This is a genomic window from Naumannella halotolerans, from assembly GCF_004364645.1.
Classification (GTDB): Bacteria; Actinomycetota; Actinomycetes; order Propionibacteriales; family Propionibacteriaceae; genus Naumannella; species Naumannella halotolerans.
Genome location: NZ_SOAW01000002.1, coordinates 352181 through 374681, shown reverse-complemented (window position 1 = coordinate 374681; position 22501 = coordinate 352181). Strand labels below are relative to the sequence as shown.

Genomic DNA, 22501 nt, shown 5'->3' with positions numbered 1-22501 from the left:
TCACCCCGGTCCGCACAGCCCGGTCCACCCACCGACCGCCGAGCCGGCCGCGTGGCGATGAACTGAGTCGACCAGGGAGGAGCAGACGCCATGATCGCTCGCGCCAGGACCTCGAGCGTCCGTCCCTACCGCGTACTGGCTGCGGTCGGACTCTTCACCGCCCTGTTCGCCTTCACCGCCGCGACCGCCTGGGCTCTGGCATCGCCCGAACTGATCTACCACTGGCCGCTGAGCATGATCAGCGACCTGGGCGCGGGCAGTTGCTTCACCACCGACGGGCGCTGGATCTGCTCCCCGCGGGCAGCCTGGTTCAACGCCGGCCTGCTGGCCGCCGGGGCCTTGTTGATCATCACCTCCCTGATCCCCCATCTGGGCTGGGGGCCGTTCCTGCGGCTGGCGGTGGCAGCCGCCGGTGGCGGGCTGATCATGGTCGCGGCCTTCCCCTCCGACAGTGCACCCGGACTGCACATGGCCGGTGCGGTGCTGGCTCTGCCGGTCGCTGCCGGGTCGATGATGATCAGCGGGATCCGCGGTGAAGCCACCCCTCCCACGACCGCGTCGCACCGATTCTCCGCTGCCCGGCTCCGGGCCCTGTTGTCCGCCACGGCGCTGCTGGTGAGCGTGGTCCACCTGTTCCCGCAGTGGCGACTGCGGGGCGCTGCCGAGCTGGCCTCGTTGTCGCTGTTGTTCCTGGTGATCGTGCTCGAGGCCTGGTCGTTGCTGGTCCGTTCAGGCGCCGAGGTGACGAAAGGCCGGCCAGATCGCCGCCCAGCCGCCGATCGGTCCGCTGCACCACAGCATCGGTGACCCGGCGACACCGAAGGAGTCGCGGTGCAGGTCGCTGAGCCGCCCCGCCGCCCGGCACTCGGTGAAGTCCGCGGAACGGGCGACCGCCCGCGGACCGACCAGCAGCACCTGTTCGGCCGCCGGCGGACCCAGATCCCACAGGGCGTTGTGGCCGGAGGCGACCTCGATCGGTTCACCGGCGGACGAGCCGTAGAAATGAATCGCTCCGGCCAGGGCGTAGGCATCGGTGACCACCGCGGCCGGCGTACCACCACGGGCGCGGTCAGCCTGCGCGACCCAGTCGGCCCAGCCGACCTGATCACGCGCAACCGGGTTGACCGCGGCGACGACCCCGTGGACCGCCGAGGGTACGGGCAGCACTGGCAGTGCGATCACGGCGCCAATCACCGCATTCGCAGCGATCACCGACCGGGCATGGCGCCAGATCACCCCGGCGCCCTCACTCACCGGCCCCCAGCCGATCGCCAGTGCACACAGGAACAGGCCGACCGCGTAGTACGGCTGCGCCGGAGCGACCAGATTCCACCCCACCAGCACGATCGCCGCCGGTGCCAGCAGACCGATCGGCGACGGGTACGTCGAGCAGCGGAGCCCGCGCAGGCACACCCCGAACAGCGGTGGACCGACGAAGGCCACCAGCAGCGGTAGCACCAGCCATCGGTTGACCCCGGCATTGGCCGCCACCAGATCACCCGAGACCGCCCGCATCGGCCAACCGTGCATGGCTTGGGCCAGGACCTGCGGGCCACCCACCAGTGTCGCGACCGCTGCGCCGACGGCACCGGCCCGGGAGAACAGCAGATCCCGTCGCATGATCAACAACGAGATCACCAACGCACCCAGCAGGGGGATGATCAACAACTTGTTCCAGCAGGCGATGCCGGCGACCGCCCCTGCCCAGGCCAGTGACCAGACCCGGCCCCTGGCCGCCATCACCACCAGCAACACGATTCCCTGCCAGGCCAGCAGGTCGAGTGAGGAGGTGAGGAAGACATGACCGACGATCAGCGGGTAGACGGTGCTCGCGTGTGCCCAGGCGGCCACCGACTGCACCTGGGAGCCGTAGCCGAGCACCCGCGGAAATGCTGCGGTCAGCAAGGCACCCCCGGCCGCGGCCAGCGCCGCCGGCACCCGCTGCACCCAGAAGGCATCGCTGATCGAAGCCGCCGCCCGGCTCAGCCACACCGTCAGCGGCGGCTGGTCGACGTACCACCAGTCCAGCGGCAGCATCCGGAAGTACAACTCGTCGCCGTGCGGTCCGTACCTACCGGCGAGCAACAACAGCACCACGAACACCGTCAACGCGGCAGCCGCACCGGCGGGCCTCCGGGACCAGCAACCGGCGACCGTCGCGCCGAGCCGTCCGGCAGCCAGGCTGCTCATCGGCGCCCACCGTCCGCGACCGCGCACTCGACGAAGCGCACCGCCGCGCCGGTACCGTCCTCGGCCCGTACCCGCTCACCGATCTCGGCACAGCGGCGCCGGACCGCCGCTCGCAGAGCGACCTCGATCCGGCGGGCCAGCCGGTCCGGGCTCAGCAACGGTCGCGGCAGCAGCGGTGGAGCCAGACCGAGCGCCTGCAGCCGATGGCCCCACCAGAACTGATCTGCCAGATGCGGTACGACCACCGACGCGATCCCGGCACCGACCGCCACGCCAGTGGTGCCCGAGCCGCCGTGGTGGACCGAGAGCGCGACCCGGTCGAACAGCGCGGCATGGGGTTCGGTGCCGATCCCGCACACCGTGCCGTCGTCCAATCCCTCGGCGCCGGGCAGTTGCACCACGGCCCGCACCCCGACCCGCCGGGCCGCGGCGGAGACGAGCTCGAGCACCTGTTCGGGAAGGGTCTGCGGCATCGACCCGAAGCCGATGTGCAGCCAGGTACCCGGGCGGGACAGCAGGTCGACGGTGGCAGCGCTCAGCCCGCCCTCCGGTGGGCCGGTCCACCACCCCGTGGCGTACCCGCCGACCGGTTCGGCACCCAGCAGCAGCGGGCTGAGCGCGAACATCGTGCCATGGGTGTGGGTGGTCAGTCCGGCCCGATGATGCGGCCGCAGCCGCAACCGGCCGCGCACCCAACCGCCGTCGAAACCGGCCAGGTACGGCTCCACCCGCCGCAACCCGGCCCGCATCCCGCGGCGCAACGGAGCGGGGATCCGCCAGCCGTACGGCAGCAACGGCATCGGACCGGTCAGTGCGGTGTTCTCCGGCCACAGATGGGCCCGGATCACCGGTACGCCACGCTCGAGCGCTGCGTCGACCGCCGCGATCGCCATCGTGGAGGCGATCAGCAGTCCCGCCCCCGCGAGTTCGCGCTGCGCCGGGTCGTGGAAGGCGGCCAGGAAGGCAGCGAACTCACCGCGGGTACGGTTCAACCCCCGCAGGTCGCCCCGGCGCAGCGCCGCGGCGGCCGGTCCGGTCAGCAACTGCGCGGGATCGCTGGCCACCCCGATCGTCGGCACACCGTCGGCAACCAGATCGCGCAACGATTCGTGGGTGAGCAGCCGGACCCGGTGGCCGGCCTCCTGCAACCGGGCCGCGAGCGCGCCGAACGGTACGGCATCACCGCGGCTGCCGGCGGCCGCGACGACGATCCTCATGCCCGGCCGATCCTCGGCTGCCGGCCGGGTCCGTCGCAGACACGGTCGATCCCGATGACCGAGGGGGCCGGAAGGTGAGTCCGGTCGGGCCTCGAGCGGCTCAGCCGACCCGTCCCAGCTCGGCGATCCGCTCCATCTCGGCGAGCACCGCGGCGCTGCCGTCCTCCTGCCGTACCTGACCGGCCAGCAACCGGGCCCGGGCGCTGTACCCCGGATCGGTGACGGCCTCCGAGACCAGTGCGGCCAGGATCTCGGCATCCACCCGTTTGACTCCGACCGAACCCGGGGAGACTCCCAGCTTGATCAGCCGATTGGCCCAGAACGGCTGGTCGGAGGCGAACGGCACCGTCACGGTCGGCACCCCGGCGCGCAGGCCGGCTGCGGTCGTACCCGCTCCGCCGTGGTGGACCACCGCGGCCATCCTCGGGAACAACCAGTCGTGCGGGGTGGGGCCGATCGTCAGCATGTCATCGCCCTTGACCTGCAGATTCGACCAGCCGCCCTGGATCACCCCGCGCCGACCGGCCCGGCGCAGCGCCTTGGCGACCGTCTCGGCCAGACGCTGTCCGTCGACGGCCGGCATCGAGCCGAAGCCGACGAAGACGGGTTTGTCCCCGTCGTCGAGGAAGTCGACCACCTCGGCCGGCGGTCGCCAGTCCGCAGCCAGCGGCGGCGCCCACCAGTAACCCACCGGCCGGCGAAAATGCGGCCAGTCCGCGGGTTTCGGCACGATCGTCGGGCTGTAGCCGTAGAGGATCGGCCAGCCCCGCTTGTTCAACCCGCGGTACCAACGGTCCGGATTGGTACGGGGCAGTCCGAGTCGGCCGCGCAACTGGTTCATCTTCCGGTAGACCGGCGCCTGACCCAGCCCGTTGAAGGCCCGCCCGGCGTACCGGTTGCCCCGGCGGCCGAAGGAGGTCGTGGTGACGATCGGCGGGGCGAAATCGCCGGTCGGGTCCAGCGGCTGCAGGAACAGGCCGATGCTCGGGGTGTCCAGTGCCTCGGCGATGTGCACCCCGTGCAGCCCGAGCGCCGAGACCGCCACCAGATCGGCGTCGGCACAGGCTTCGAGGGAGGCGTCGCACAGCTCGTCCCAGTGCTCGCGGTAGATCGACCACATCCGGTAGATCTTCATCCCCGAACGGCCGTGGCGCGGGGCGAGCTCCTCCTTCATGTCGATCGGCAGCCGCCGGAACTCCAGGCCGGCATTGCGTACCACCTGCTCGGAGGAGACGTGGGTGGCGATCGCCACGTCGTGACCCTGCGCGGCCAGGCGGGCGCCCAGACCGGCGTACGGTACGACGTCTCCGTCGGTACCGACAGTCAGCACTACGATCTTCATCGGACCTCATCCTGCCGTACGCGGGTATCGGAGTCGATTGGACCGTGGTCGCTGGTCGGCGCCGGCGCGGCTCGCAATCGGGTGGTCCGGGCAACTACATTCACCGTGTGATCACCGTCAGACCGATCGACTACGCCCAGCATCTCGCCTTCCTGACCGCCGACGGCGGACGTGCGGACGCGAGTTTCCTGCAGACCCCGGCGTGGGGCCGGGTGAAGGCGGAATGGCGCAGTGAGTCCATCGGCTTCTTCGACGGCGAGGAGCTGATCGGAGTCGGGCTGGTGCTGCTGCGGAAGGTGCCGAAGCTGAACCGCTGGTTCGCGTACCTGCCGGAAGGGCCGGTGCTCGACTGGGGAGGCGATCACGTTGAACAAGCATTGCAGGCTTTGGCCCGATACCTGAAGAAGCGCGGAGCTTTCGCCATCCGGATCGGCCCGACGACGGTCTCCCGGCGCTGGCACACCGCGACGGTGAAGGCGGCCATCGCCGAGGAGAGCGTGCGCTCATTGGAGGAGGTGCCCGCCGATGAGCACGGCCCGGCGGCCGCCCGCCTGCGGCACACCCTGCGGCACCTGAAGTGGCAGCCGCCGAAGCATGCCGACGGTTTTGCCGCCGGACAGCCGAAGTTCAACTTCTGGCTGCCCCTGGCCGGCAAGACCGAGGACGAAGTGCTGAAGGGCATGAACCAGCTCTGGCGCCGCAACATCAAGAAGGCCGCGAAGCTCGGTGTGGAGGTGACCACCGGCACCGCGGCCGATCTGCCGGCCTTCCACCGGATCTATGTCGAGACCGCCGAGCGGGACGGATTCACCCCCCGCGCACTCAGCTACTTCGAGAACATGGTCTCCGTCATGAGTGCCGAGGACCCCGACCGGATCCGGATCTACCTGGCCCACCACGAGGGTGATCTGGTGGCGGCCACGCTGGCGGTACGGGTCGGCCGCCATGCCTGGTACTCCTACGGCGCCTCCACCGGTGAGAAGCGGGAGGTACGCGGGTCGAATGCCGTGCAGTGGCAGATGATCCGCGACGCGCTGGCCGCCGGTTGTGCGGTCTACGACCTGCGCGGGATCACCGACTCGGTGGCCAATGACGATCCGCACCTGGGCCTGATCCAGTTCAAGGTGGGCACCGGCGGCGAGGCCGTGGAGTACCCCGGGGAGTGGGATCTGCCGATCAACCCGGTGCTGCACAAGGCGTTCAACTGGTACCTGAACCGCAAGTGAGCCCGCAGATCCGGGTCAGCCCCGGGTCCCCGGGATGATCCGCCGCGGCTCGGCGAAGGCGCGCAATGCCGGGGCCACCGGCGGGCCGGTGAGGACGGTGTCCTCGCCGTCCTCGACCGCCCTCCGGTAGACCGTCATCGCGCCCTCGAAAGCGGCGACGGTGTGGTCGATCAGCATCGGGCAGTCGTGCGAGGTGCTGGTCACCAGCGACTGGCCGAGCACACCGCGCGACATCAGTTCCGACATCAGCACGGTACGCAGGGACTGTGACGGTATGCCGAGATGGTCGCGGGTCCAGTAGATCAGGCAGGCAGGATTGCCCTCCACACCGACGAACTCGCGCAGATCGGCGGCGGTGACGACCTCGTCTATCCGGGTCTTCAACTGTTGACCTGCGTTGCGCATCCGGCCGATCGGATCCTCCTCGCGATAGATCTTCATCACCGCTTCCAATGCGGCCAGTCCGACGGTCTCCGGGCCGTAGGTGGTGGAGACCGAGAACACCCGGCGCCGTTCGGTGCGCAGCCCGCCCAGGTCCATCACCGATGCCTTGCCGGTGAGGGCGGCGATCGGGTACCCGTTGCCGATGCCCTTCGCCCAGCAGGCCAGGTCGGGCACCACCCCGACCAGGCCCTGCACCCCGGCCGGTGACCACCGGAATCCGGTGACGATCTCGTCGAAGATCAGGACCACATCGTGCCGATCGCACAGGCCGCGGATGCTCTCCAGGTATCCCGGGGCCGGTTCCTCGGTCGGTGTCGCCGGTTGGATGATCACCGCCGCGAGCTCCTCGTGATGTTCGGCGAAGATCCGTTCCAGGGCAGCGATGTCGTTGAACGGGAACCGGATCCCCTCGCGCTGCACCGCCGCCGGGATCCCGGCGTCCATCGCGGTGTGGGCGATGAACCAGTCGTCGACGGAGAACAAGGACTGGTCGCAGATCGCGATCTTGTCCTTGCCGGTGGCCGCCCGGGCCAACTTGATCGCCGCGGTGGTCACATCGGAGCCGTTCTTGGCGAACTTCACCATCTCGGCACCGGGGATCAGTTCGAGGAACGTTTCGGCGACCCGGAGCTCACGGGCTGTGGGACGGGAGAAGTTGATCCCGTCACCGATCGCCTTCCGTACCGCCGCGTCGACCCGCGGTTCGGTGTGCCCGAGGGTCACCGAGCGCAGGCCACTGCCGTACTCGACGTAGCAGTTGTTGTCCAGGTCCCAGACGAGAGCACCGCGACCGCGGACCAGTACCGACGGTTTGTCCGCCGGGTACTGGTCGGAACCGCGGGCGTAGGTATGTGCTCCACCGGGCACGATGTCGTGCAAGGCGGCCTGTGCGGCGATCGACCGATCGAACCGGTCGACCCGGGCGTCGGGATGCAGGACCTGCGGACTCCCCGGGTCATAGGCGACGAACCGGCCGACCAGCTCGGGATAGGTCTCGACCAGCTCGGGGACCAGATCCGGCAGCAGGACCAGGATCTCGTGCGGTTGGTCCCGCACCATGTCCGACGGTGGAACGATCGGGATCCTGCTGCCCGGTGTCACCCGTCCCTGTTTGGCCGGGGAGGCATCGACGATCGCCGGCAACAGCTCGGGTCCGACCCCGGCTCGGGTGAACACGGTCAGCGCCCGGGAGGCGGCACCGTACCCGTACACGACCAGACCGCAGCGATGGGCCTGGACCAGATACGAGCGCAGCGCCCCGGCGGTCTGCACGACCATCCCGGACAGCGCCTCGCGGATCACCGCGGGGTCGTTCAACCCGGCCTGGCGCTCCACCTCGAGCAGGGTGCTCAGCAGTTCACTGCGTTCGCCGGCGCGGGGATCATCGCCATGCCGCAGCACCAGCAGCAGGGACTGCCCGTACAGATCGCTGCTCAACACGTCCACCGCCACCATCCCGCTGCGCGCGAACACCGAACTCAGCGTGGTCAAGGAGTAGTAGGCGTAATGACCGTGTCGCAGGTCGTTCCACTGCCGCTTGGCGACGATCGAGCCGAGACTGTGGAAGAACACCGCCAGCACCCCACCGGGAGCGACGGCGGCGACCCGTTCGCGGACCGCGGACGCCTGGTCGGGCTCGTGCATCAGGCCCAGGGAGTCGATCACCACCTCGGCACGCCCCTCGGTGGCCTGCAGGCCGAGAGCGGTCAGCGGCGGCAGCCAGGACCCGCCGTGAGGGGAGCTGAACTCGGTCACCGAACTGCCGGGACCGATCAGCCCCTCGGTCACCAGCTCGGCACTGAGCCGGCTGGCCTCGGCGACCAGCGCCTCCGGCTCGACACCGATGACTTCGGGCGCGGGTGGGGCGTCGGTCGCCAACTGGGCCAGCCCGCAGTGGGGACAGCACCACATGGCGAGCCAGCTGAGTTCCTCGGAGTGATCATTCGGCAGTGGCCAGTCCTTGGCCGAGGGTTGCGCACCCAGGTCGAGCACGACATCGGTCGCACCTCCGGCCGTACCGCAGACCCGGCAGTCGTAGGTGACACCTGCTCCGGTACGTGCATGTTTGACGGACTCGACCATCGTTTCCCCCCGAATTGTCTGTACGTCGACCGTGGGCCGAACCACCTGGATTCGGCCGTGGTTGGATCAAACACACTAATGCGCCACGTCGACACTCCATCCTCTTCCCGGCCGGCCGTCTCGGCCACTACCCCGACGCAGGGGTGAAGGGCTCCACAACGAGCCGTCAGCGGTTGCCGAAAGTTCGCTATCCGCTGGTGAAAGCGCGCTTGTCGCTGTGTGCAGCGCGCCTTATTTGCCTTTGCCTGCTCACCAGTTTCCCTTCAGTGCCGCGTTCTGCCGGCAGCGGCAGTTCAGGGTGGGCAACCGGGCGAAACACCGCCCGCGCATGTGGGCTCGTCCGGGACCGTCGGTTGCTCCGCGCCACCCGGAAGAGGAGGCGGCAGCTCCCACGCGATGTCGGGTACGGTGCTCGACGTGACCGGAACCATGTTGCGTGTTGACCGCGCCGGCTGGGAGGCCGGCATCGATGCCGTCGCCGGGGCCACCCCCGGGTTGGTGCCGGTGGCGAAGGGCAATGGGTACGGCTTCGGGCTGACCAACTTGGCCGAACAGACCACCCGGATGGGCGCCGACACGATCGCGGTCGGGACTGTCTTCGAGATCGATCCGGTACGCGAGGCCTTCGACGGTGACATCGTCGTACTGACCCCGTGGTCGGAGGATTTCCCCGCCACCGACCCGCGGGTGATCCCGACGGTCTCCCGGCTCGGGGATCTGGCCCGGCTGGCTGCGGCCGGTGAGCGTCGACGGGTGCTGGTGGAGGTGCAGACCTCGATGCGGCGCCACGGCATCCTCCCGGCGGAGTTGAACGTCGCTGCCGGGTATCTGCGCGCACTCGATTTCGCCGGCTGGGTGATCCATCTGCCGCTGAGCGGAGCCGCCGCCGATGAGGCACTCGGGCTGGCCGGCACCGCGACGAACGCCCATCCCGGGCCGCTGTGGCTGTCCCATGTCACGGCTGCCGAGGCCGAGCGGATCGGAGAACGGACCGGGCAGCCGACCCGGCTGCGTCTGGGTACGAAACTCTGGCTCGGCGCACCGACCACCTACGGGGCGACCTCGGTGGTGCTCGACGTACATCGGGTAGGCAAGGGCGAGCGCGTCGGGTACCGCCAGAAGAAGGCACCCGGCAACGGTCACCTGGTGGTCGTGGCCGGTGGCACCGCCCATGGGATCGCGCTGGAGGCTCCGACCCCGGCTGCGACCTGGCGGCAACGGGCCACCGCCGTGGCGACCGGGGTGACCGCGGCCAGCGGCCGGGCGCTGTCCCCGTTCTCCATCGGCGGTGCAAAGCGCCGGTTCATCGAGCCGCCGCACATGCAGTCGTCACTGGTGTTCGTACCGGCCGAGGTGCGACCACCGCAGGTCGGTGACGAGATCGGTGTCACCGTACGCAACACCACGTACCTGCCCGATGAGATCGTCTTCGACTGAGGTCCTGACGGACGAACTCGCCTCCGACCGATACCGGCCACCCTGGGTCAGCGCCCGGCCAGTTCCTCGGCCGAGGCCAGGGCCAGCCGGCCCAGGTCGTCGAACCTGTCCTCGGTCAACCGACCGGCCGGACCCCAGACACTGATCACCGCCACCGGCCGACCGGAGTCGTCCAACACCGGCGCCGACACACCCCAGGCCGAACTCTCGAACTCTCCCCGGCACACCCCGTAGCGACGGGCGCGGGTCCGTTCCAGTTCGCGCTGCAGCGCCGAACGCGAGGTGATGGTGGTGTCGGTGAAGCGGGTCAGGCGCCCCGGGCCGAGCAGTGCGCTGAGCTCGTCACCGTCGACGAAGGCCAGATACGCCTTCCCGGTCGAGGTCGCGTGCAGTGCCACCGAGCGACCCTCCCAGGCCGCGGCGACGACGGAGCCGGCCGAAGCCTCGGTGATGTAGGTGAGGCGGTCATCACGCATGGTGGCCAAGGCCGCGGTCTCCCCCGACTGCTGAGCGAGGCGACGCAGTATCCGCTGGGTCGCCTGGAGCAGATTGGCGCCGCCGGGGCCGCTGGTCAGGCCGAGCAGACCAAAGCCCAGACAGTAGCGTCCCGTCTGCCGGTCGACGCTCACCAGCCCCTGTCGCTCCAGCGTGGACAGGATCCGCCAGGTCGTCGTGCGGTTCAGCCCCACGGTCTGCGCCAGAGCCGATGCGGTACTGGCAGCACCGCTCGCCGACGCCACCGCCTGCAACAGCCGCGCCGCCCGCTCCACGGACTGGATCTGGGCCGGGCGGACGGCGGGCCGCTCCCCGACGGCCGCTTCCCGGTTAGGTGACATCTGTGTAACCGTCCTTCGCAGTACGTTGCTTCTCCCCGGCGACCTCCTTAGTTTCTCACGCAACACCGAAATGCTCGTATCGTGAACCAGGGGAGTCACAAAGTGAACAATCGCCCAGGCCTGACCCGGGAACTCTCCCGACGCCAGCTCCTCAAGTACTCAGGCATGGCCGGTGCCGCAATCGCCGGCAGCAGCTTCCTCTCCGCCTGTGGGGACGACTCCGGCGGGGGCACCCAGTCGGCGGGCGGGACCCTGATCCACGGCGCCACCGGTGGTGGCCCTCAGGACACCCTGGACGCCCACCAGCCGGTGACCAACCCCGACATCGCCCGAGTCTGCAACCTCTACGAACCGTTGCTGTTCTGGAACAACGACTACGAGATCGAACCGGCTCTGGCCGAATCGATCGAAGCCGACAGCGAGGGCACCACCTGGACGATCAAACTCCGTCCCGGAGTCACCTTCCACAACGGGAAGAGCGTCACCGCCGAGGACGCCTGGTTCAGCATCTCCCGGGTCGCCGATCCCGATGCGCCGCTGTCGGCCGGTGGGCAGTTGTCCCAGATCATCGATTTCGAGTCGACCAAGGTGGTGGACGAGCAGACTCTGCAGCTGGTCCTGAACACGCCCTATGCAGTGCTCGACATGTTGCTGGCCGAGTACACCCTGGGCATCGTTCCCACCGACTACGACCCGGCGAACCCGGTCGGCACCGGCCCCTTCGCGTACTCGTCGTTCACCCCCGGTTCGACCAGCACCTTCACCAAGTACGCCGATTACTGGGGCAACGCAGCTCTCGTCGACGAGTTGATCATCCAGGACTTCCCCGACGACAACGCGAAGGTGAATGCACTGCAGGCCGGCCAGGTGCACACCGTCGACAACCTGCCCTACAACCTGATCCCGACGATCGAGGCCGCCGGCGGTGGCGCATTGGTCTCCGACACCGGCGCCTGGGTGCCCTTCACCATGCGGGTCGATCAGGACGCCTTCGCCGACAACCGGGTACGCCAGGCATTCCGACTGATCGTCGACCGGAACCAGATGATCGAACAGACCCTCAGCGGCTACGGCCAACTGGGCAATGACATGTACGCCCCCTTCGACCCGGCCTATGCCAGCGACTTCCCGCAGCGCGAGCAGGACATCGAACAGGCCATGTCGTTGTTGCGGGAGGCCGGCCAGGAGGGTCTGCAGGTGGAGTTGTTCACCGGTGACGACATCGGTTCGGTCGCCCCCGCCTCGGCCAATCTCTTCGCCGAACAGGCCAAGGCGGCCGGGGTCGACGTCCGGGTGACCAAGAAGCCCACCTTCTACGACGACGAGTACCTGAACTACACCTTCGCCCAGGACTTCTGGAACACCCGCAACTACATCCCGCAGGCCGCGGTCTGCGCACTCCCGACCGGGACCTACAACGAGACTCACTTCGACAACGACAGCTTCACCGATCTGATCAACACCGCCGCCTCCACGTTGGACGAGGAGAAGCGGAACACCTTGTTGCAGGATGCCCAGCAGATCGAGTACGACGAGGGCGGCTACATCATCTGGGGCTTCCGGCAACAGGTCGACGGCTACTCCGCCGCCGTGCAGGGGCTCGAGCCCAGCAGGTACCTGCCGCTCGGCTCGTACAACTTCTCGAAGCTCTCGCTGGAATGAGCACGACAACCCCGCTGGCCGATCCCGTGCAGGAATCGGCCACCCCCCGACGCCTTCCCGGTGCCGTGGCCTGGCTGCTCTGGCTCGCCCGCCGCCTGGGGCTCGCGCTGCTCACCCTGTGGCTGGTCTCGGTCCTGGTCTTCGTCGCCACCTCGGCCCTGGGCGACCCGGTGCGGGCGATCCTCGGCCGGGAGTACAACTCCAATCCCGGCCGGGTCGCCGAGTTGGAAGCACTCCTGAACACCGATCAGCCACTGCCGATGCGTTACCTCAGCTGGTTGGGGAACCTGCTTACCGGTGATGCCGGGATCTCCCTGGCCAACCAGCAGCCGGTGGCCTCGTTGATCTCGTCGAATGTGCTGAACACCTTCGTCCTGGTGCTGCTGTCGGCGATCGTGATGATCCCGCTCGCCTTCGGTGTGGCCATGATCTCTGCCGGATTCCGGAGGCGCCGGCCGGACTCGATCATCCAGACGATCCTGCTGACCCTGGCCGGGCTGCCCGAGTTCGTGATCGGCATCCTGCTGGTCGCCCTGTTCTCGACCACGGTGTTCACGATCCTGCCCGCGGTGACGATCAACATCCCGGGCAGATCGCCGTGGAGCAAACCGGAGGCGATGATCCTGCCGGTGGCCACGCTCGCCCTCGCGGTCGCCCCCTACGTCTCCCGGATCGTCCGTGCCTCACTGCTGGAGGTGATCGACTCCGACTACGTCGAGCTGGCGCGGCTGAAGGGGGTGCCGGAGAACGTCGTCATGCGCAAACACGCACTGTTGAACGCCATCGTCCCCGGAGTCCAGGTGATCGCCCTGCAGTTGGCCTGGCTGGCCGGTGGCGTGGTGGTCGTCGAGACCCTCTTCTCCTATCCCGGGATCGGACTGCAACTGGTCGATTCGGTACGCAACCACGACGTACCGATGGTGCAGGCACTGAGCATGATCATCGCCGCGGTCTACGTGGTGGTGAACCTGATCGCCGACGTCGTCTCGATCCTGCTCACCCCTCGCGCGAGGACGGCGATCGCAGCATGACCACGACGAACACCTCCGGTACCGATTCGCTGACCGAACCCTCGCTGCTCGGCCGGGCGCTACGTCAGCGGCGCTTCGTCGTCGGTGGCCTGATCACCCTGCTGATCGTGCTCTTCGCGATCTTCGCGCCCTACTTCGCTCCCTATGGTGAGAATGAGGTGGCCGGGCCGCCGTTCAGTGCGGTCGGCATCCTGGGGACCGACTACCTCGGACAGGATGTGTTGACCCGCTTGATGTACGGCGGTCGGACGATCCTCGTGATCGCCCTTCTCGGCACCCTGCTGGGAATGGTCCTCGGGGTCCTGATCGGCGTCATCGCCGCCTACTCCGGCGGCTGGTGGGACGAAGTGATCATGCGGTTGAACGACGTCACTCTGGCGTTTCCGCAGATCCTGCTGGCCCTGTTGGTGCTGACCGCGGTGGATCAGCCGACCGTCTGGCTGATCATCCTGCTGGTCGGAGTCTCCCATGCGCCACGGGTGGCCCGGGTCGCCCGGGGCGTCGCCCTGGGCATCGTCTCCCGCGATTTCGTCATCGCCGCCGAGGCTCTCGGTGAGCGACGCTCCCGGGTGATCCTGGCCGAGGTGCTGCCGAACATGACCGCACCGCTGCTGGCCGAGGCCGGCCTGAGGTTGACCTATTCGATCGGGCTCGTCGCCTCTCTCGGTTTCCTCGGGTTCTCCGCCGACCCGGGTGTGGCCAACTGGGGCCAGATGATCCAGGAGAACCGGCTGGCACTGGCGACTCAACCGTGGTCGGTGCTCGGACCGGTGTTCCTGATCGCACTGTTCACCGTCGGCACGAACCTGTTGGCCGACGGCATCGCGCAGGTCTCGCAGACGGAGAGCAACTGATGACTGCAACAGCCCATGAGTTCGAGACTGCCGACGAACTGCAGGTCACCGATCTCGGCGTCACCCTGACCCGACGCCCCGGTGTCGACGTCGTCGACGACATCGACCTCACCCTGCACCCCGGGGAGGTGGTCGGACTGGTCGGCGAATCCGGATCGGGCAAGACCACCGTCGGCACCTCGCTGCTGGCCTACGCGCGCGCCGGAGCGACGATCTCGTCCGGCTCGGTGGAGCTTGGTGGCCGCGACGTACTGCAGATGTCACCCCAGGAGGTCCGTCGCGTACGCGGTGAGGAGATCGCCTACGTGCCGCAGGACCCGGCTTCGGCACTGAACCCGGCGATCCGGATCGGCCGGCAGATCGTCGAACTGCAGGAACTCCGCGGGATCGGCACCAAAGCCTCCCGTGACGAGGCTGCCCGCGCCATGCTGGCCGAGGTCGGCCTGCCCAATGACGACGAGTTCCTGCGCCGCTATGCCCATCAGCTGTCCGGCGGGCAGGTCCAACGGGTGGCACTGGCCATGGCATTCCTGCCGCGGCCGAAGGTGCTGGTGCTGGACGAACCGACCACCGGTCTGGACGTGACCACCCAGGCCATGGTGCTGCGAACCCTGGCCGAACTGTGTCGCCGGTACGGCGTCAGCGCGCTGTACGTCACTCATGACCTTGCCGTGGTGGCCAACATCGCCGACCGGGTGGCTGTCATGTATGCCGGCCAGATCGTCGAGCTCGGGGAGAAGGAGACGATCTTCGACAGCCCGTCCCATCCCTACACCAGGGCGTTGCTGGACTCCATTCCCCACCTGAGTCAGGCCCGTGCCCTGACCGGCATCCCGGGCCGTACCCCGGCGCCCGGGGCACGCCCTTCAGGATGTCGGTTCAATGACCGGTGCAGCGAACGGGAGGACAGCTGCGCGGAGTCCGTACCCGCCCTGGAGCCGGTCGCAGACGATCACTCGGTGCGCTGCTTCCGGGTCGGTGAGATCGGCACCTGGGACATCAACCGCGGCAATGTACGCGACGCCGACCCGGACTCGACCCGGGAGGTGATCATGGACGTCTCCGAGCTGAACGTGTTCTATGGACGCAAGCAGGTGGTTCACGATGTGAACTTCGACCTGGCCCGGGCCGAGGTGGTCGCGTTGGTCGGCGAATCCGGATCCGGCAAGACCACCATCTCCCGGGCGATCGGCGGTCTGCACCGGGAATGGACCGGCACCGTCACCTTCGACGGGGTCGATCTTGCCCGCAGCGCCCGCCGACGAACTGCGGCTGAACGCAAGAGGATCCAGTACATCTTCCAGAACCCGTACCTGTCACTGAATCCGCGGCTGACCATCGAACAGATCGTCCGCCGGCCGATGGAGTTGTTCGGCCTCGCCTCCGGACGGGCCGCCACCGACCGCGTCGTGGAACTGCTCGATCAGGTCGCCCTGGGGCCGGCCGTACTCAAGTATCAGGCAAGCCGGCTCTCCGGCGGTGAGCGGCAACGGGTGGCGATCGCCCGGGCGTTGGCCGCGGAACCGGATGTGTTGATCTGTGACGAGATCACCTCCGCGCTCGACGTCTCCGTCCAGGGATCGATCGTCTCGCTCCTGGAGCGGCTGCGGCAGGAACGCGGTATCGCGATGATCTTCGTCACCCACAATCTGGCACTGGTGCGCTCGATCGCCTCCCGGGTGGAGATCCTGCGCGCCGGGCAAGTCGTCGAAGCCGGTCCCGTGGTCACGGTGATGGAGAGTCCGAAGCAGGAGTACACCCGGAAACTGTTGGCCAACAGCCCACGGATCGAATGATCCGGTGACGGACGACATCTCGGTTCTGTCCGGCCTGGGATTCGTGGATCCGCAGGCGGATCCTCACCACCGGGTGGACATGCTGCGGGCCTCACAGTCCCCGCTGCCCTGGCCGGAGGATCTGCAGTCGCTCGAGGTGCGCATCGACGGTGCCGGCACGACCTGGGACCTCGACGCGTGGCGGGATCACACCCACACCACATCGTTGCTGTTGATCATCGACGACACCATCGTCCACGAGTGGTACGCACCGGGGTTCGGGCCATGGACGCGGTTCCTCGGCGCATCGATGACCAAGTCGGCGCTCTCCCACCTGGTGGGGGAGGCGGTCGATTCCGGGGTCCTGGACCTGCAGAGCCTGGTCGTCGACCTGGTCCCCGAGCTCAGTGGTTCAGGTTACAGCTGGGTCAGGGTGATCGATCTGTTGACGATGACCAGCGGCGTCGGCTGGGACGAGGACTACTGGGACGAGAACTCCGCAGCCTCCCGGCTGATCGGCAGTTTTCACCAGGGAACCGATTCCCGAAGGCAGCTGAGCGCGATACCGGGTGCCGTGGAGCCCGGGCGTCGGTACGCCTACTGCACCCCGGATTCGCAGGTTCTCGACTGGGTGCGGGAGCGGGCGACCGGAACCGGCTACGCCGAGGAGCTCGGCCGGCTGTGGGATCTGCTCGGGGCCACCGACACCGCCTCTGTGTCGGTCGACGGAGAAGGTGTCGCACTGGCCGGCGGGGGCCTGGCGGCCTGTACCCGCGACTGGGCGAGGATCGCGGCCCTCCTGCGTGACGGCTCGAACCTGGCGGGTCGAAGGGTGTTGTCGACCGACTGGGTGGAACAGGCGGTCAGCCCGCCGCTGCCCTACCTCGGCGTCGGACGACTGCCGAGTTCGCTGACCACCCATGCGGGTTTCGGACTGCACTGGTGGCCCATGGACGATGCCGGCCGACGGGTCACCGCCGACGGCAGCCGCGGGCAGTTCGCCGCGATCGATCGCGAAACCGGTGCGGTGGTGGTGAAGACGTCATTGTGGCCCTACTCGGAGTTCCTGGTCGATCGCGCGTTCCGTGATCTTTCCTACCTGGGCATCCATGCCCTGCTCAATGTCGTGGCATCGATGAAATGAGAAGACCGTCGATGAAGGAGGTTCACCGTCATGAATCGTAATGTGATCATCACCTGTGCCCTGACCGGCGCCGGTGAGACACCGGGCCGCTCCGAACACGTACCGGTGACTCCGGAACAGATTGCTGCAGCCGGGATCGAGGCGGCCCGGGCAGGTGCCGCGATCGTGCATGTCCACGTCCGCGATCCCGAGACCGCCAAGGGATCGCGGGAGGTGGGGCTCTACCGCGAGGCGGTCGATCTGATCCGGGCCGCGGATGTGGACGTGGTGATCAACACCACGGCGGGAATGGGCGGGGACCTGATGCTCGACCCGTCGGAGCCGACCACCTTCGTCGAGGGAACGGACCTGGTGAACGGGGTGGAGCGGCTGGCGCATGTCGAGGAACTGCTGCCCGACATCTGCACCCTCGACTGCGGTAGCCTGAACTTCGGTGACGGCTCACTGGTCTATGTCAGTACGCCCGACATCCTTCGCGACGGCGCCAAGCGGATCCAGGAGCTCGGGGTCCGGGTGGAGATGGAGATCTTCGACACCGGTCACCTGTGGTTCGCCAAGGAACTCGTGAGCGAGGGTTTGATCGACTCACCGGCGATGTTCCAGCTCTGCATGGGCGTCCCGTACGGCATGCCCGCGGATCCGCAGCTGCTCGCCACGATCGTCAACCAGCTGCCGCCGGAGGCCGTGTGGGCCTCCTTCGCCCTCGGCCCGATGCAGTTGCCGTGGGTCGCGCAGTCGATCCTGCTCGGCGGTCATGTCCGGGTGGGCCTGGAGGACAACCTCTACCTCAGACGCGGGGTGAAGGCGACCAATGCCGACCTGGTGACCGCCGCCCGGACGATCATCGAGACCATGGGCGCCAAGGTGGCCACCGCCGACGAGGCACGGGAGATCCTCGCCCTGTCCTCGAGGACCACGCGATGACCGGGCGGGTCGGGCCGGACCAGGTACGGACGATCACCTGTGTCGGGACCGGGGTGATCGGTGCCGGCTGGGGTGCCTACTTCCTGGCCCGCGGGTTCGACGTGATCGCCTGGGACCCTGCGCCGGGCGCGGAGGGTCGGCTGCGCCATCTGATCGATGCGGCATGGCCGGCGTTGACCGACCTGGGGTTGGCCGACAGCGCGGACCGGGCCCGGCTGACCTTCGAGCCCGATCTGGCACGTGCCTGCTCGGAGACGGATTTCATCCAGGAGAGCGCACCGGAGGACCTGGAACTGAAACAGGACCTGCTGGCGCGGATCGACGCCGTGACGGCACCGGAGGTGGTGATCTCCTCCTCCACCTCCGGATATCCGATGAGTGACATGCAGACCCGATGCGCACATCCCGAGCGGACCGTGGTCGGCCACCCGTTCAATCCGCCGTACCTGATCCCGTTGGTGGAGGTGGTCGGGGGAAAGCTGACCAGCGAGGACACGGTGACCTGGGCCTCGGACTTCTTCCGGTACGCCGGCAAGTCGGTGATCACGATGCAGTCGGAGGTGCCGGGATTCATCGCCAACCGGTTGCAGGAGGCGTTGTGGCGAGAGGCCCTGCACATGGTGAACGCCGGTGAGGCGACGGTCGAACAGATCGACCTGTCGATCACCGACGGCCCCGGGCTCCGGTGGCCGATCCAAGGTCCGCTGCTGACCTTCCACCTGGCGGGTGGACAGGGCGGCATGGCGCACATGCTGGATCACTTCGGGCCGTCGCTGAAGTCACCGTGGACCAGGTTGGAGGCTCCCGAGCTGACCGCCGAGCTGCGCGATGCGGTGGTCGACGGTTGTGCCGAGGAGGCCGGCGATCGGAGCATCGACGAGTTGGTCGCCGAGCGGGACGCCGGTGTGATCGCGATCCTGCGAGCATTGGGCCGGGTATGAGCGAACCAATGATCTGGAGCGAACCGATCCGGCCGGATTGGATCGACTACAACGGCCACCTGTCGGAGGCCTTCTACGTGCTGATCATGGGCAATGCCACCGACTCGGTGCTCAGTCGTTTCGGCATGGGGCCGCAGTATCCCGGCCGGACCGGTTCCTCGGTCTACACCGTGGAGAATCATGTGCGCTATCTGGCCGAGGTACGGGGGGCCGATGCCGTCGAGGTCCGGTCCTCGGTGATCGGTGCGAACCGGAAACTGATCTGGCTGTGGCACGAGCTGTGGGCCGGCGAGCGCCTCCGGGCGACCATGGAGACGCTAGGGGTCCATGTCACCGACGGGGCCTCCTCGGCGTTCCCGCCGGAGATCGCCGAACAGTTGCGCGCTGCGGTGGTGCCACCGCCGGCCGAGGCCTCGGGACGGATCCGCCCCATCGGCTGAGAGCCTGAGCCTGGGTGGGTCGGGCGGTGTGCGAGCACCTGCGCTGCCCCGCCACCCGGATCCGCCGACCCGACGGACCGTTGGAGCAGACTGACCCCATGGCCTTCGACACCCATCCGCTGGTCCGCGTCTCGGCCCGGGGCGGTCATGGTCTGGACACCGACCGTTACCCGGCGTCGATCCCGGCCGTCGCGCAGTTGCTGGCCGAGGGTCTGGACTTCTCGCCCGGAGTCACCTTCCTGGTCGGCGAGAACGGCTCGGGCAAGTCGACCCTGGTCGAGGCGATCGCGATCGCCTACGGTCTGTCCCCCGAGGGCGGCACCACCAGTGCGACCCACAGCACCCGGTCGAGCGAGTCCGGGCTGGCCGAGGCGCTGACCCTGCAGCGCGGCCTCGGCTCACAACGGAGCAACGGGTTCTTCCTCCGGGCCGAGACCATGCACGGCTGGTTCAGCTGGATCGAGTCGCTCCCCGGCGGTTCCCATGCCGACTACCACTCGATGAGCCACGGTCAGTCCTTCAACGCGCTGATCGACTGGGCCATCAACCCACGGTTCCCCCAAGGGCTGCTGGTCCTGGACGAGCCCGAGGCAGCCCTGTCCTTCTCCTCCACCCTGCGGCTGATCGGGGTATTGCGCCAGGCCACCGAACTGGGCAATCAGGTCATCTGTGCGACCCACTCCCCCGTCCTGGCCTCCTCGCCCGGCGCCGAGATCCTGGAGATCGGCGACTGGGGCATCCGTCACACCGCCTGGCAGGACCTCGAGCTCGTCGAGCACTGGCGCCGCTACCTCGACGCCCCGGACCGCTACCTTCGCCAACTGCTCGACTGATCGGCCGATCAGGCCTGGAGGTCGACCTTCGGTTCCTCCGGCAGGTCGATGGTGCTGCGCAGTCGGGTCTCCTTGGCGAAGATCACCGCCGCGAGCACGACCACCGAGATCACACCGGCGATCTGGAAGAGCAGACCGAAGGAGTCACCGTAGGCCTGGTGGACGATCGTCTGCACGGCCGCAGGCAGCGCCCCGATGTCCAGGTTGCCGCCCGAGGAGCCCAGCACCGAGGGATCGACACCGGCCTGGACGAGGCTGGTAGACACATGCCCTTGGACCTGCGAGGCCAGCACCGCGCCGAGGGCGGAAACGCCCACTGCGCCACCCAGGGAGCGGAAGAAGGAGACCGTTGCCGAGGCCGATCCGACATCCTTCAATGCCACCGAGTTCTGCACGGCCAGCACCGTGTTCTGGACCATGGTGCCGATTCCCAGACCCATCACGAACATCGAGATCGCGACGAAGGCGTACGGCGTGGTGTGGTCCACCGTGCCGAGCATGAACAGCCCGATCACCAGCAGCACGCTGCCGCCGATCATCAACGGCTTCCAACGTCCGGTACGGCTGACGATCTGTCCACCGATGGTGGTGGACAGCATCTGCGCGATGATCAACGGGATGGTCATCAAACCGGCGATGGTCGGCTCGTACCCGCCGGCGAGCTGGAAGAACTGGGTCATGAACACACCGGAGGCGAACATCGAGACACCGGCACCCATACCGGCGACGATCATCAGGATGCTGGTGCGGTTCGCCAGCACTCGCAGCGGGACGATCGGTTCGGGCGAACGCAACTCGACGAAGACGGCCAGTCCGGCGGCGACGCCGAAACCGACGGCGAAGGCCAGGGTCTGCCAGGACAGCCAGGCGTAGTCCTCACCGGCGAAGGTGACCCAGAGCATCGGCAGCGCGGCGGCGATGGTGAACAGCAGTGCGCCGGCGTAGTCGAAGTGGACCTTCCGCGGGTGGTGTTCGAGCTGCAGGGTCCGCTGCAGCAGGATCGAGGCGGCGACCGCGATCGGCACCACGATCAGGAAGCACCAGCGCCAACCGAGGGTGTCGGTGATGACACCGCCGATCACCGGGCCGGCGACCGTGCTGACCGTCATCACCGCAGCCATGTAGCCGCTGTAGCGGCCACGGTCACGCGGGCTGATGATCGATCCCATGATCGACTGGGTGAGTGCGGTCAGACCACCCATGGCCAGGCCCTGGACGGCGCGGAAGATCATCAGCGGCGCGATGGCCGTGGACAGGCCGGCACCGATGGAACCGAGCACGAACAACAGGATCGACAGCTGCACCAGCAACTTCTTGCTGAAGACGTCGGACAGCTTGCCCCAGATCGGGGTGGACACCGTCATCGCCAGCAGCGAGGCGGTGATCACCCAGGTGTACTGCCGTTGGGTGCCGTTCAGGTCGGCCATGATCGTCGGCAGCGCGGTGGAGACGATGGTGGTGGCCAGCATGGCAGTGAACAGGACCCCGAGGAGTCCGGTCATCACCTTCAGGATCTCGTTGTGGCTCAGGGGTTCTGCCGGTGCATCACCACCGGGCGGCGCGGTGGTGACGGGTGTCGGGTCGCCGTCCGGCTGATTGTGGTTGTCGGTGGTCGCGCTCGGCCACGGTCGTTCATTGCTCATGTGATCGATGTCGCTTTCACTCAGTGGTTGGCCGGCTCGACGGTCGGCGCTGACTGATCGAAGTCCTGGATCGCGACCTGCAGTCGGGCCACGATCGCGGTGGCGGTAGCGGCATCCTCGTCGCTCCAATCGGCAAACAGTTCCCGGGTACGGGCGACCGCCCAGTCGTCCCGGCGGGCGAGGGCCCGGCGGCCGGCCTCGGTGATGCTGATCAAGGACGCCCGTCGATCGGCCGGATCCGCGGTCCGCGTGACCAGGCCGTCGGTCTCCAGCGACTGCACGATCCGGGTCGTCACCGAGGTGTCGACGCAAAGTCGGTGGGCCAGCTCACTGACCCGCAGATCGTCGGTCTGCAGTTGTCGCAGGGTGTACACCCTGGACGTGGCGATGCTGTTCTCCTTGTTCCGGCCGATCGCCTTCAAGGTGCGTGACATCGACCCCAGTGACTGGATCAACTCGCGAGCCTGCTGCTCACTCATC

19 protein-coding genes are annotated in these 22501 nt (G+C 68.0%); 12 read left to right on the top strand and 7 right to left on the bottom strand.

Going from position 1 to position 22501, the window contains the following annotated elements; all coding sequences use genetic code 11:
- The first annotated feature begins 90 nt into the window (after positions 1-90).
- Complete coding sequence (locus CLV29_RS12885; RefSeq protein ID WP_133755484.1) at positions 91-807, top strand: hypothetical protein; 717 nt, start codon at positions 91-93, stop codon at positions 805-807.
- Here the strand turns inward: CLV29_RS12885 and CLV29_RS12880 are convergent.
- The 3 genes from CLV29_RS12880 to CLV29_RS12870 all read right to left on the bottom strand — a co-directional run bounded on the left by CLV29_RS12880 (position 730) and on the right by CLV29_RS12870 (position 4749).
- Positions 730-2190 (bottom strand): glycosyltransferase family 39 protein, encoded by a 1461-nt coding sequence (locus tag CLV29_RS12880; RefSeq protein WP_133755483.1) that lies wholly within the window; start codon positions 2188-2190, stop codon positions 730-732. The two genes, CLV29_RS12885 and CLV29_RS12880, sit on opposite strands and share 78 nt — an antisense overlap.
- The gene (locus tag CLV29_RS12875) at positions 2187-3407 is read right to left on the bottom strand and encodes a glycosyltransferase (RefSeq protein ID WP_166649269.1); all 1221 of its coding nucleotides are present in this window, start codon (positions 3405-3407) and stop codon (positions 2187-2189) included. Before CLV29_RS12875 ends, CLV29_RS12880 begins: the two co-directional genes overlap by 4 nt.
- A 100-nt stretch (positions 3408-3507) precedes the next feature.
- The gene (locus CLV29_RS12870) at positions 3508-4749 is read right to left on the bottom strand and encodes a glycosyltransferase (RefSeq protein ID WP_133755481.1); all 1242 of its coding nucleotides are present in this window, start codon (positions 4747-4749) and stop codon (positions 3508-3510) included.
- Between the two features lie 107 nt (positions 4750-4856).
- On the opposite strand from CLV29_RS12870, the gene CLV29_RS12865 reads away from it, so the two are divergent.
- The gene (locus tag CLV29_RS12865; RefSeq protein WP_133755480.1) at positions 4857-5975 is read left to right on the top strand and encodes a lipid II:glycine glycyltransferase FemX; all 1119 of its coding nucleotides are present in this window, start codon (positions 4857-4859) and stop codon (positions 5973-5975) included.
- 15 nt (positions 5976-5990) lie between these two features.
- On the opposite strand, the gene CLV29_RS12860 is transcribed toward CLV29_RS12865, so the two are convergent.
- Positions 5991-8501, bottom strand: a complete 2511-nt coding sequence (locus tag CLV29_RS12860; RefSeq protein ID WP_133755479.1) for a glutamate-1-semialdehyde 2,1-aminomutase — start codon at positions 8499-8501, stop codon at positions 5991-5993.
- A gap of 417 nt (positions 8502-8918) precedes the next feature.
- On the opposite strand from CLV29_RS12860, the gene CLV29_RS12855 reads away from it, so the two are divergent.
- Positions 8919-9938, top strand: coding sequence for an alanine racemase (locus tag CLV29_RS12855; protein WP_166649268.1), 1020 nt, complete (start codon positions 8919-8921; stop codon positions 9936-9938).
- Between the two features lie 47 nt (positions 9939-9985).
- Here CLV29_RS12855 and CLV29_RS12850 read toward each other — a convergent pair whose 3' ends face one another.
- Positions 9986-10774, bottom strand: a complete 789-nt coding sequence (locus tag CLV29_RS12850; RefSeq protein ID WP_133755477.1) for an IclR family transcriptional regulator — start codon at positions 10772-10774, stop codon at positions 9986-9988.
- Between the two features lie 102 nt (positions 10775-10876).
- On the opposite strand from CLV29_RS12850, the gene CLV29_RS12845 reads away from it, so the two are divergent.
- The 9 genes from CLV29_RS12845 (at position 10877) to CLV29_RS12805 (ending at position 20378) form a co-directional block, all read left to right on the top strand.
- Positions 10877-12436, top strand: coding sequence for an ABC transporter substrate-binding protein (locus CLV29_RS12845; RefSeq protein ID WP_133755476.1), 1560 nt, complete (start codon positions 10877-10879; stop codon positions 12434-12436).
- Entirely contained in the window at positions 12433-13467 is a 1035-nt protein-coding gene (locus CLV29_RS12840) for an ABC transporter permease (RefSeq protein WP_133755475.1), read from the top strand. Before CLV29_RS12845 ends, CLV29_RS12840 begins: the two co-directional genes overlap by 4 nt.
- The gene (locus CLV29_RS12835; RefSeq protein ID WP_133755474.1) at positions 13464-14321 is read left to right on the top strand and encodes an ABC transporter permease; all 858 of its coding nucleotides are present in this window, start codon (positions 13464-13466) and stop codon (positions 14319-14321) included. Before CLV29_RS12840 ends, CLV29_RS12835 begins: the two co-directional genes overlap by 4 nt.
- Positions 14321-16117: a dipeptide ABC transporter ATP-binding protein gene (locus CLV29_RS12830; RefSeq protein ID WP_133755473.1), complete on the top strand. Its 1797-nt coding sequence runs from the start codon at positions 14321-14323 to the stop codon at positions 16115-16117. Before CLV29_RS12835 ends, CLV29_RS12830 begins: the two co-directional genes overlap by 1 nt.
- Before the next feature lie 4 nt (positions 16118-16121).
- A complete protein-coding gene (locus CLV29_RS12825) occupies positions 16122-17240 on the top strand; it encodes a serine hydrolase domain-containing protein (protein ID WP_133755472.1) in 1119 nt (372 codons plus the stop codon).
- Positions 17241-17270: 30 nt separating this feature from the next.
- A complete protein-coding gene (locus tag CLV29_RS12820; protein ID WP_133755471.1) occupies positions 17271-18164 on the top strand; it encodes a beta-keto acid cleavage family enzyme in 894 nt (297 codons plus the stop codon).
- Positions 18161-19105: a 3-hydroxyacyl-CoA dehydrogenase NAD-binding domain-containing protein gene (locus CLV29_RS12815; RefSeq protein WP_133755470.1), complete on the top strand. Its 945-nt coding sequence runs from the start codon at positions 18161-18163 to the stop codon at positions 19103-19105. Before CLV29_RS12820 ends, CLV29_RS12815 begins: the two co-directional genes overlap by 4 nt.
- Entirely contained in the window at positions 19102-19545 is a 444-nt protein-coding gene (locus CLV29_RS12810) for a thioesterase family protein (RefSeq protein WP_133755469.1), read from the top strand. The genes CLV29_RS12815 and CLV29_RS12810 overlap by 4 nt, the downstream gene beginning before the upstream one ends.
- A gap of 98 nt (positions 19546-19643) precedes the next feature.
- Positions 19644-20378: an AAA family ATPase gene (locus CLV29_RS12805; RefSeq protein ID WP_133755468.1), complete on the top strand. Its 735-nt coding sequence runs from the start codon at positions 19644-19646 to the stop codon at positions 20376-20378.
- A gap of 8 nt (positions 20379-20386) precedes the next feature.
- On the opposite strand, the gene CLV29_RS12800 is transcribed toward CLV29_RS12805, so the two are convergent.
- Both CLV29_RS12800 and CLV29_RS12795 read right to left on the bottom strand, forming a co-directional pair.
- A complete protein-coding gene (locus tag CLV29_RS12800; protein WP_133755467.1) occupies positions 20387-22021 on the bottom strand; it encodes an MDR family MFS transporter in 1635 nt (544 codons plus the stop codon).
- A 20-nt stretch (positions 22022-22041) separates the two neighbouring features.
- The gene (locus tag CLV29_RS12795) at positions 22042-22500 is read right to left on the bottom strand and encodes a MarR family winged helix-turn-helix transcriptional regulator (protein WP_166649267.1); all 459 of its coding nucleotides are present in this window, start codon (positions 22498-22500) and stop codon (positions 22042-22044) included.
- Position 22501 lies beyond the last annotated feature (1 nt).

Coding starts and splice junctions, on each gene's coding strand:
- CLV29_RS12885 (WP_133755484.1), top strand. CDS start 91: ATGATCGCTCGCGCCAGGACCTCGAGCGTCCGTCCCTACCGCGTACTG.
- CLV29_RS12880 (WP_133755483.1), bottom strand. CDS start 2,190: ATGAGCAGCCTGGCTGCCGGACGGCTCGGCGCGACGGTCGCCGGTTGC.
- CLV29_RS12875 (WP_166649269.1), bottom strand. CDS start 3,407: ATGAGGATCGTCGTCGCGGCCGCCGGCAGCCGCGGTGATGCCGTACCG.
- CLV29_RS12870 (WP_133755481.1), bottom strand. CDS start 4,749: ATGAAGATCGTAGTGCTGACTGTCGGTACCGACGGAGACGTCGTACCG.
- CLV29_RS12860 (WP_133755479.1), bottom strand. CDS start 8,501: ATGGTCGAGTCCGTCAAACATGCACGTACCGGAGCAGGTGTCACCTAC.
- CLV29_RS12850 (WP_133755477.1), bottom strand. CDS start 10,774: ATGTCACCTAACCGGGAAGCGGCCGTCGGGGAGCGGCCCGCCGTCCGC.
- CLV29_RS12840 (WP_133755475.1), top strand. CDS start 12,433: ATGAGCACGACAACCCCGCTGGCCGATCCCGTGCAGGAATCGGCCACC.
- CLV29_RS12835 (WP_133755474.1), top strand. CDS start 13,464: ATGACCACGACGAACACCTCCGGTACCGATTCGCTGACCGAACCCTCG.
- CLV29_RS12830 (WP_133755473.1), top strand. CDS start 14,321: ATGACTGCAACAGCCCATGAGTTCGAGACTGCCGACGAACTGCAGGTC.
- CLV29_RS12820 (WP_133755471.1), top strand. CDS start 17,271: ATGAATCGTAATGTGATCATCACCTGTGCCCTGACCGGCGCCGGTGAG.
- CLV29_RS12815 (WP_133755470.1), top strand. CDS start 18,161: ATGACCGGGCGGGTCGGGCCGGACCAGGTACGGACGATCACCTGTGTC.
- CLV29_RS12810 (WP_133755469.1), top strand. CDS start 19,102: ATGAGCGAACCAATGATCTGGAGCGAACCGATCCGGCCGGATTGGATC.
- CLV29_RS12805 (WP_133755468.1), top strand. CDS start 19,644: ATGGCCTTCGACACCCATCCGCTGGTCCGCGTCTCGGCCCGGGGCGGT.
- CLV29_RS12800 (WP_133755467.1), bottom strand. CDS start 22,021: ATGAGCAATGAACGACCGTGGCCGAGCGCGACCACCGACAACCACAAT.
- CLV29_RS12795 (WP_166649267.1), bottom strand. CDS start 22,500: ATGAGTGAGCAGCAGGCTCGCGAGTTGATCCAGTCACTGGGGTCGATG.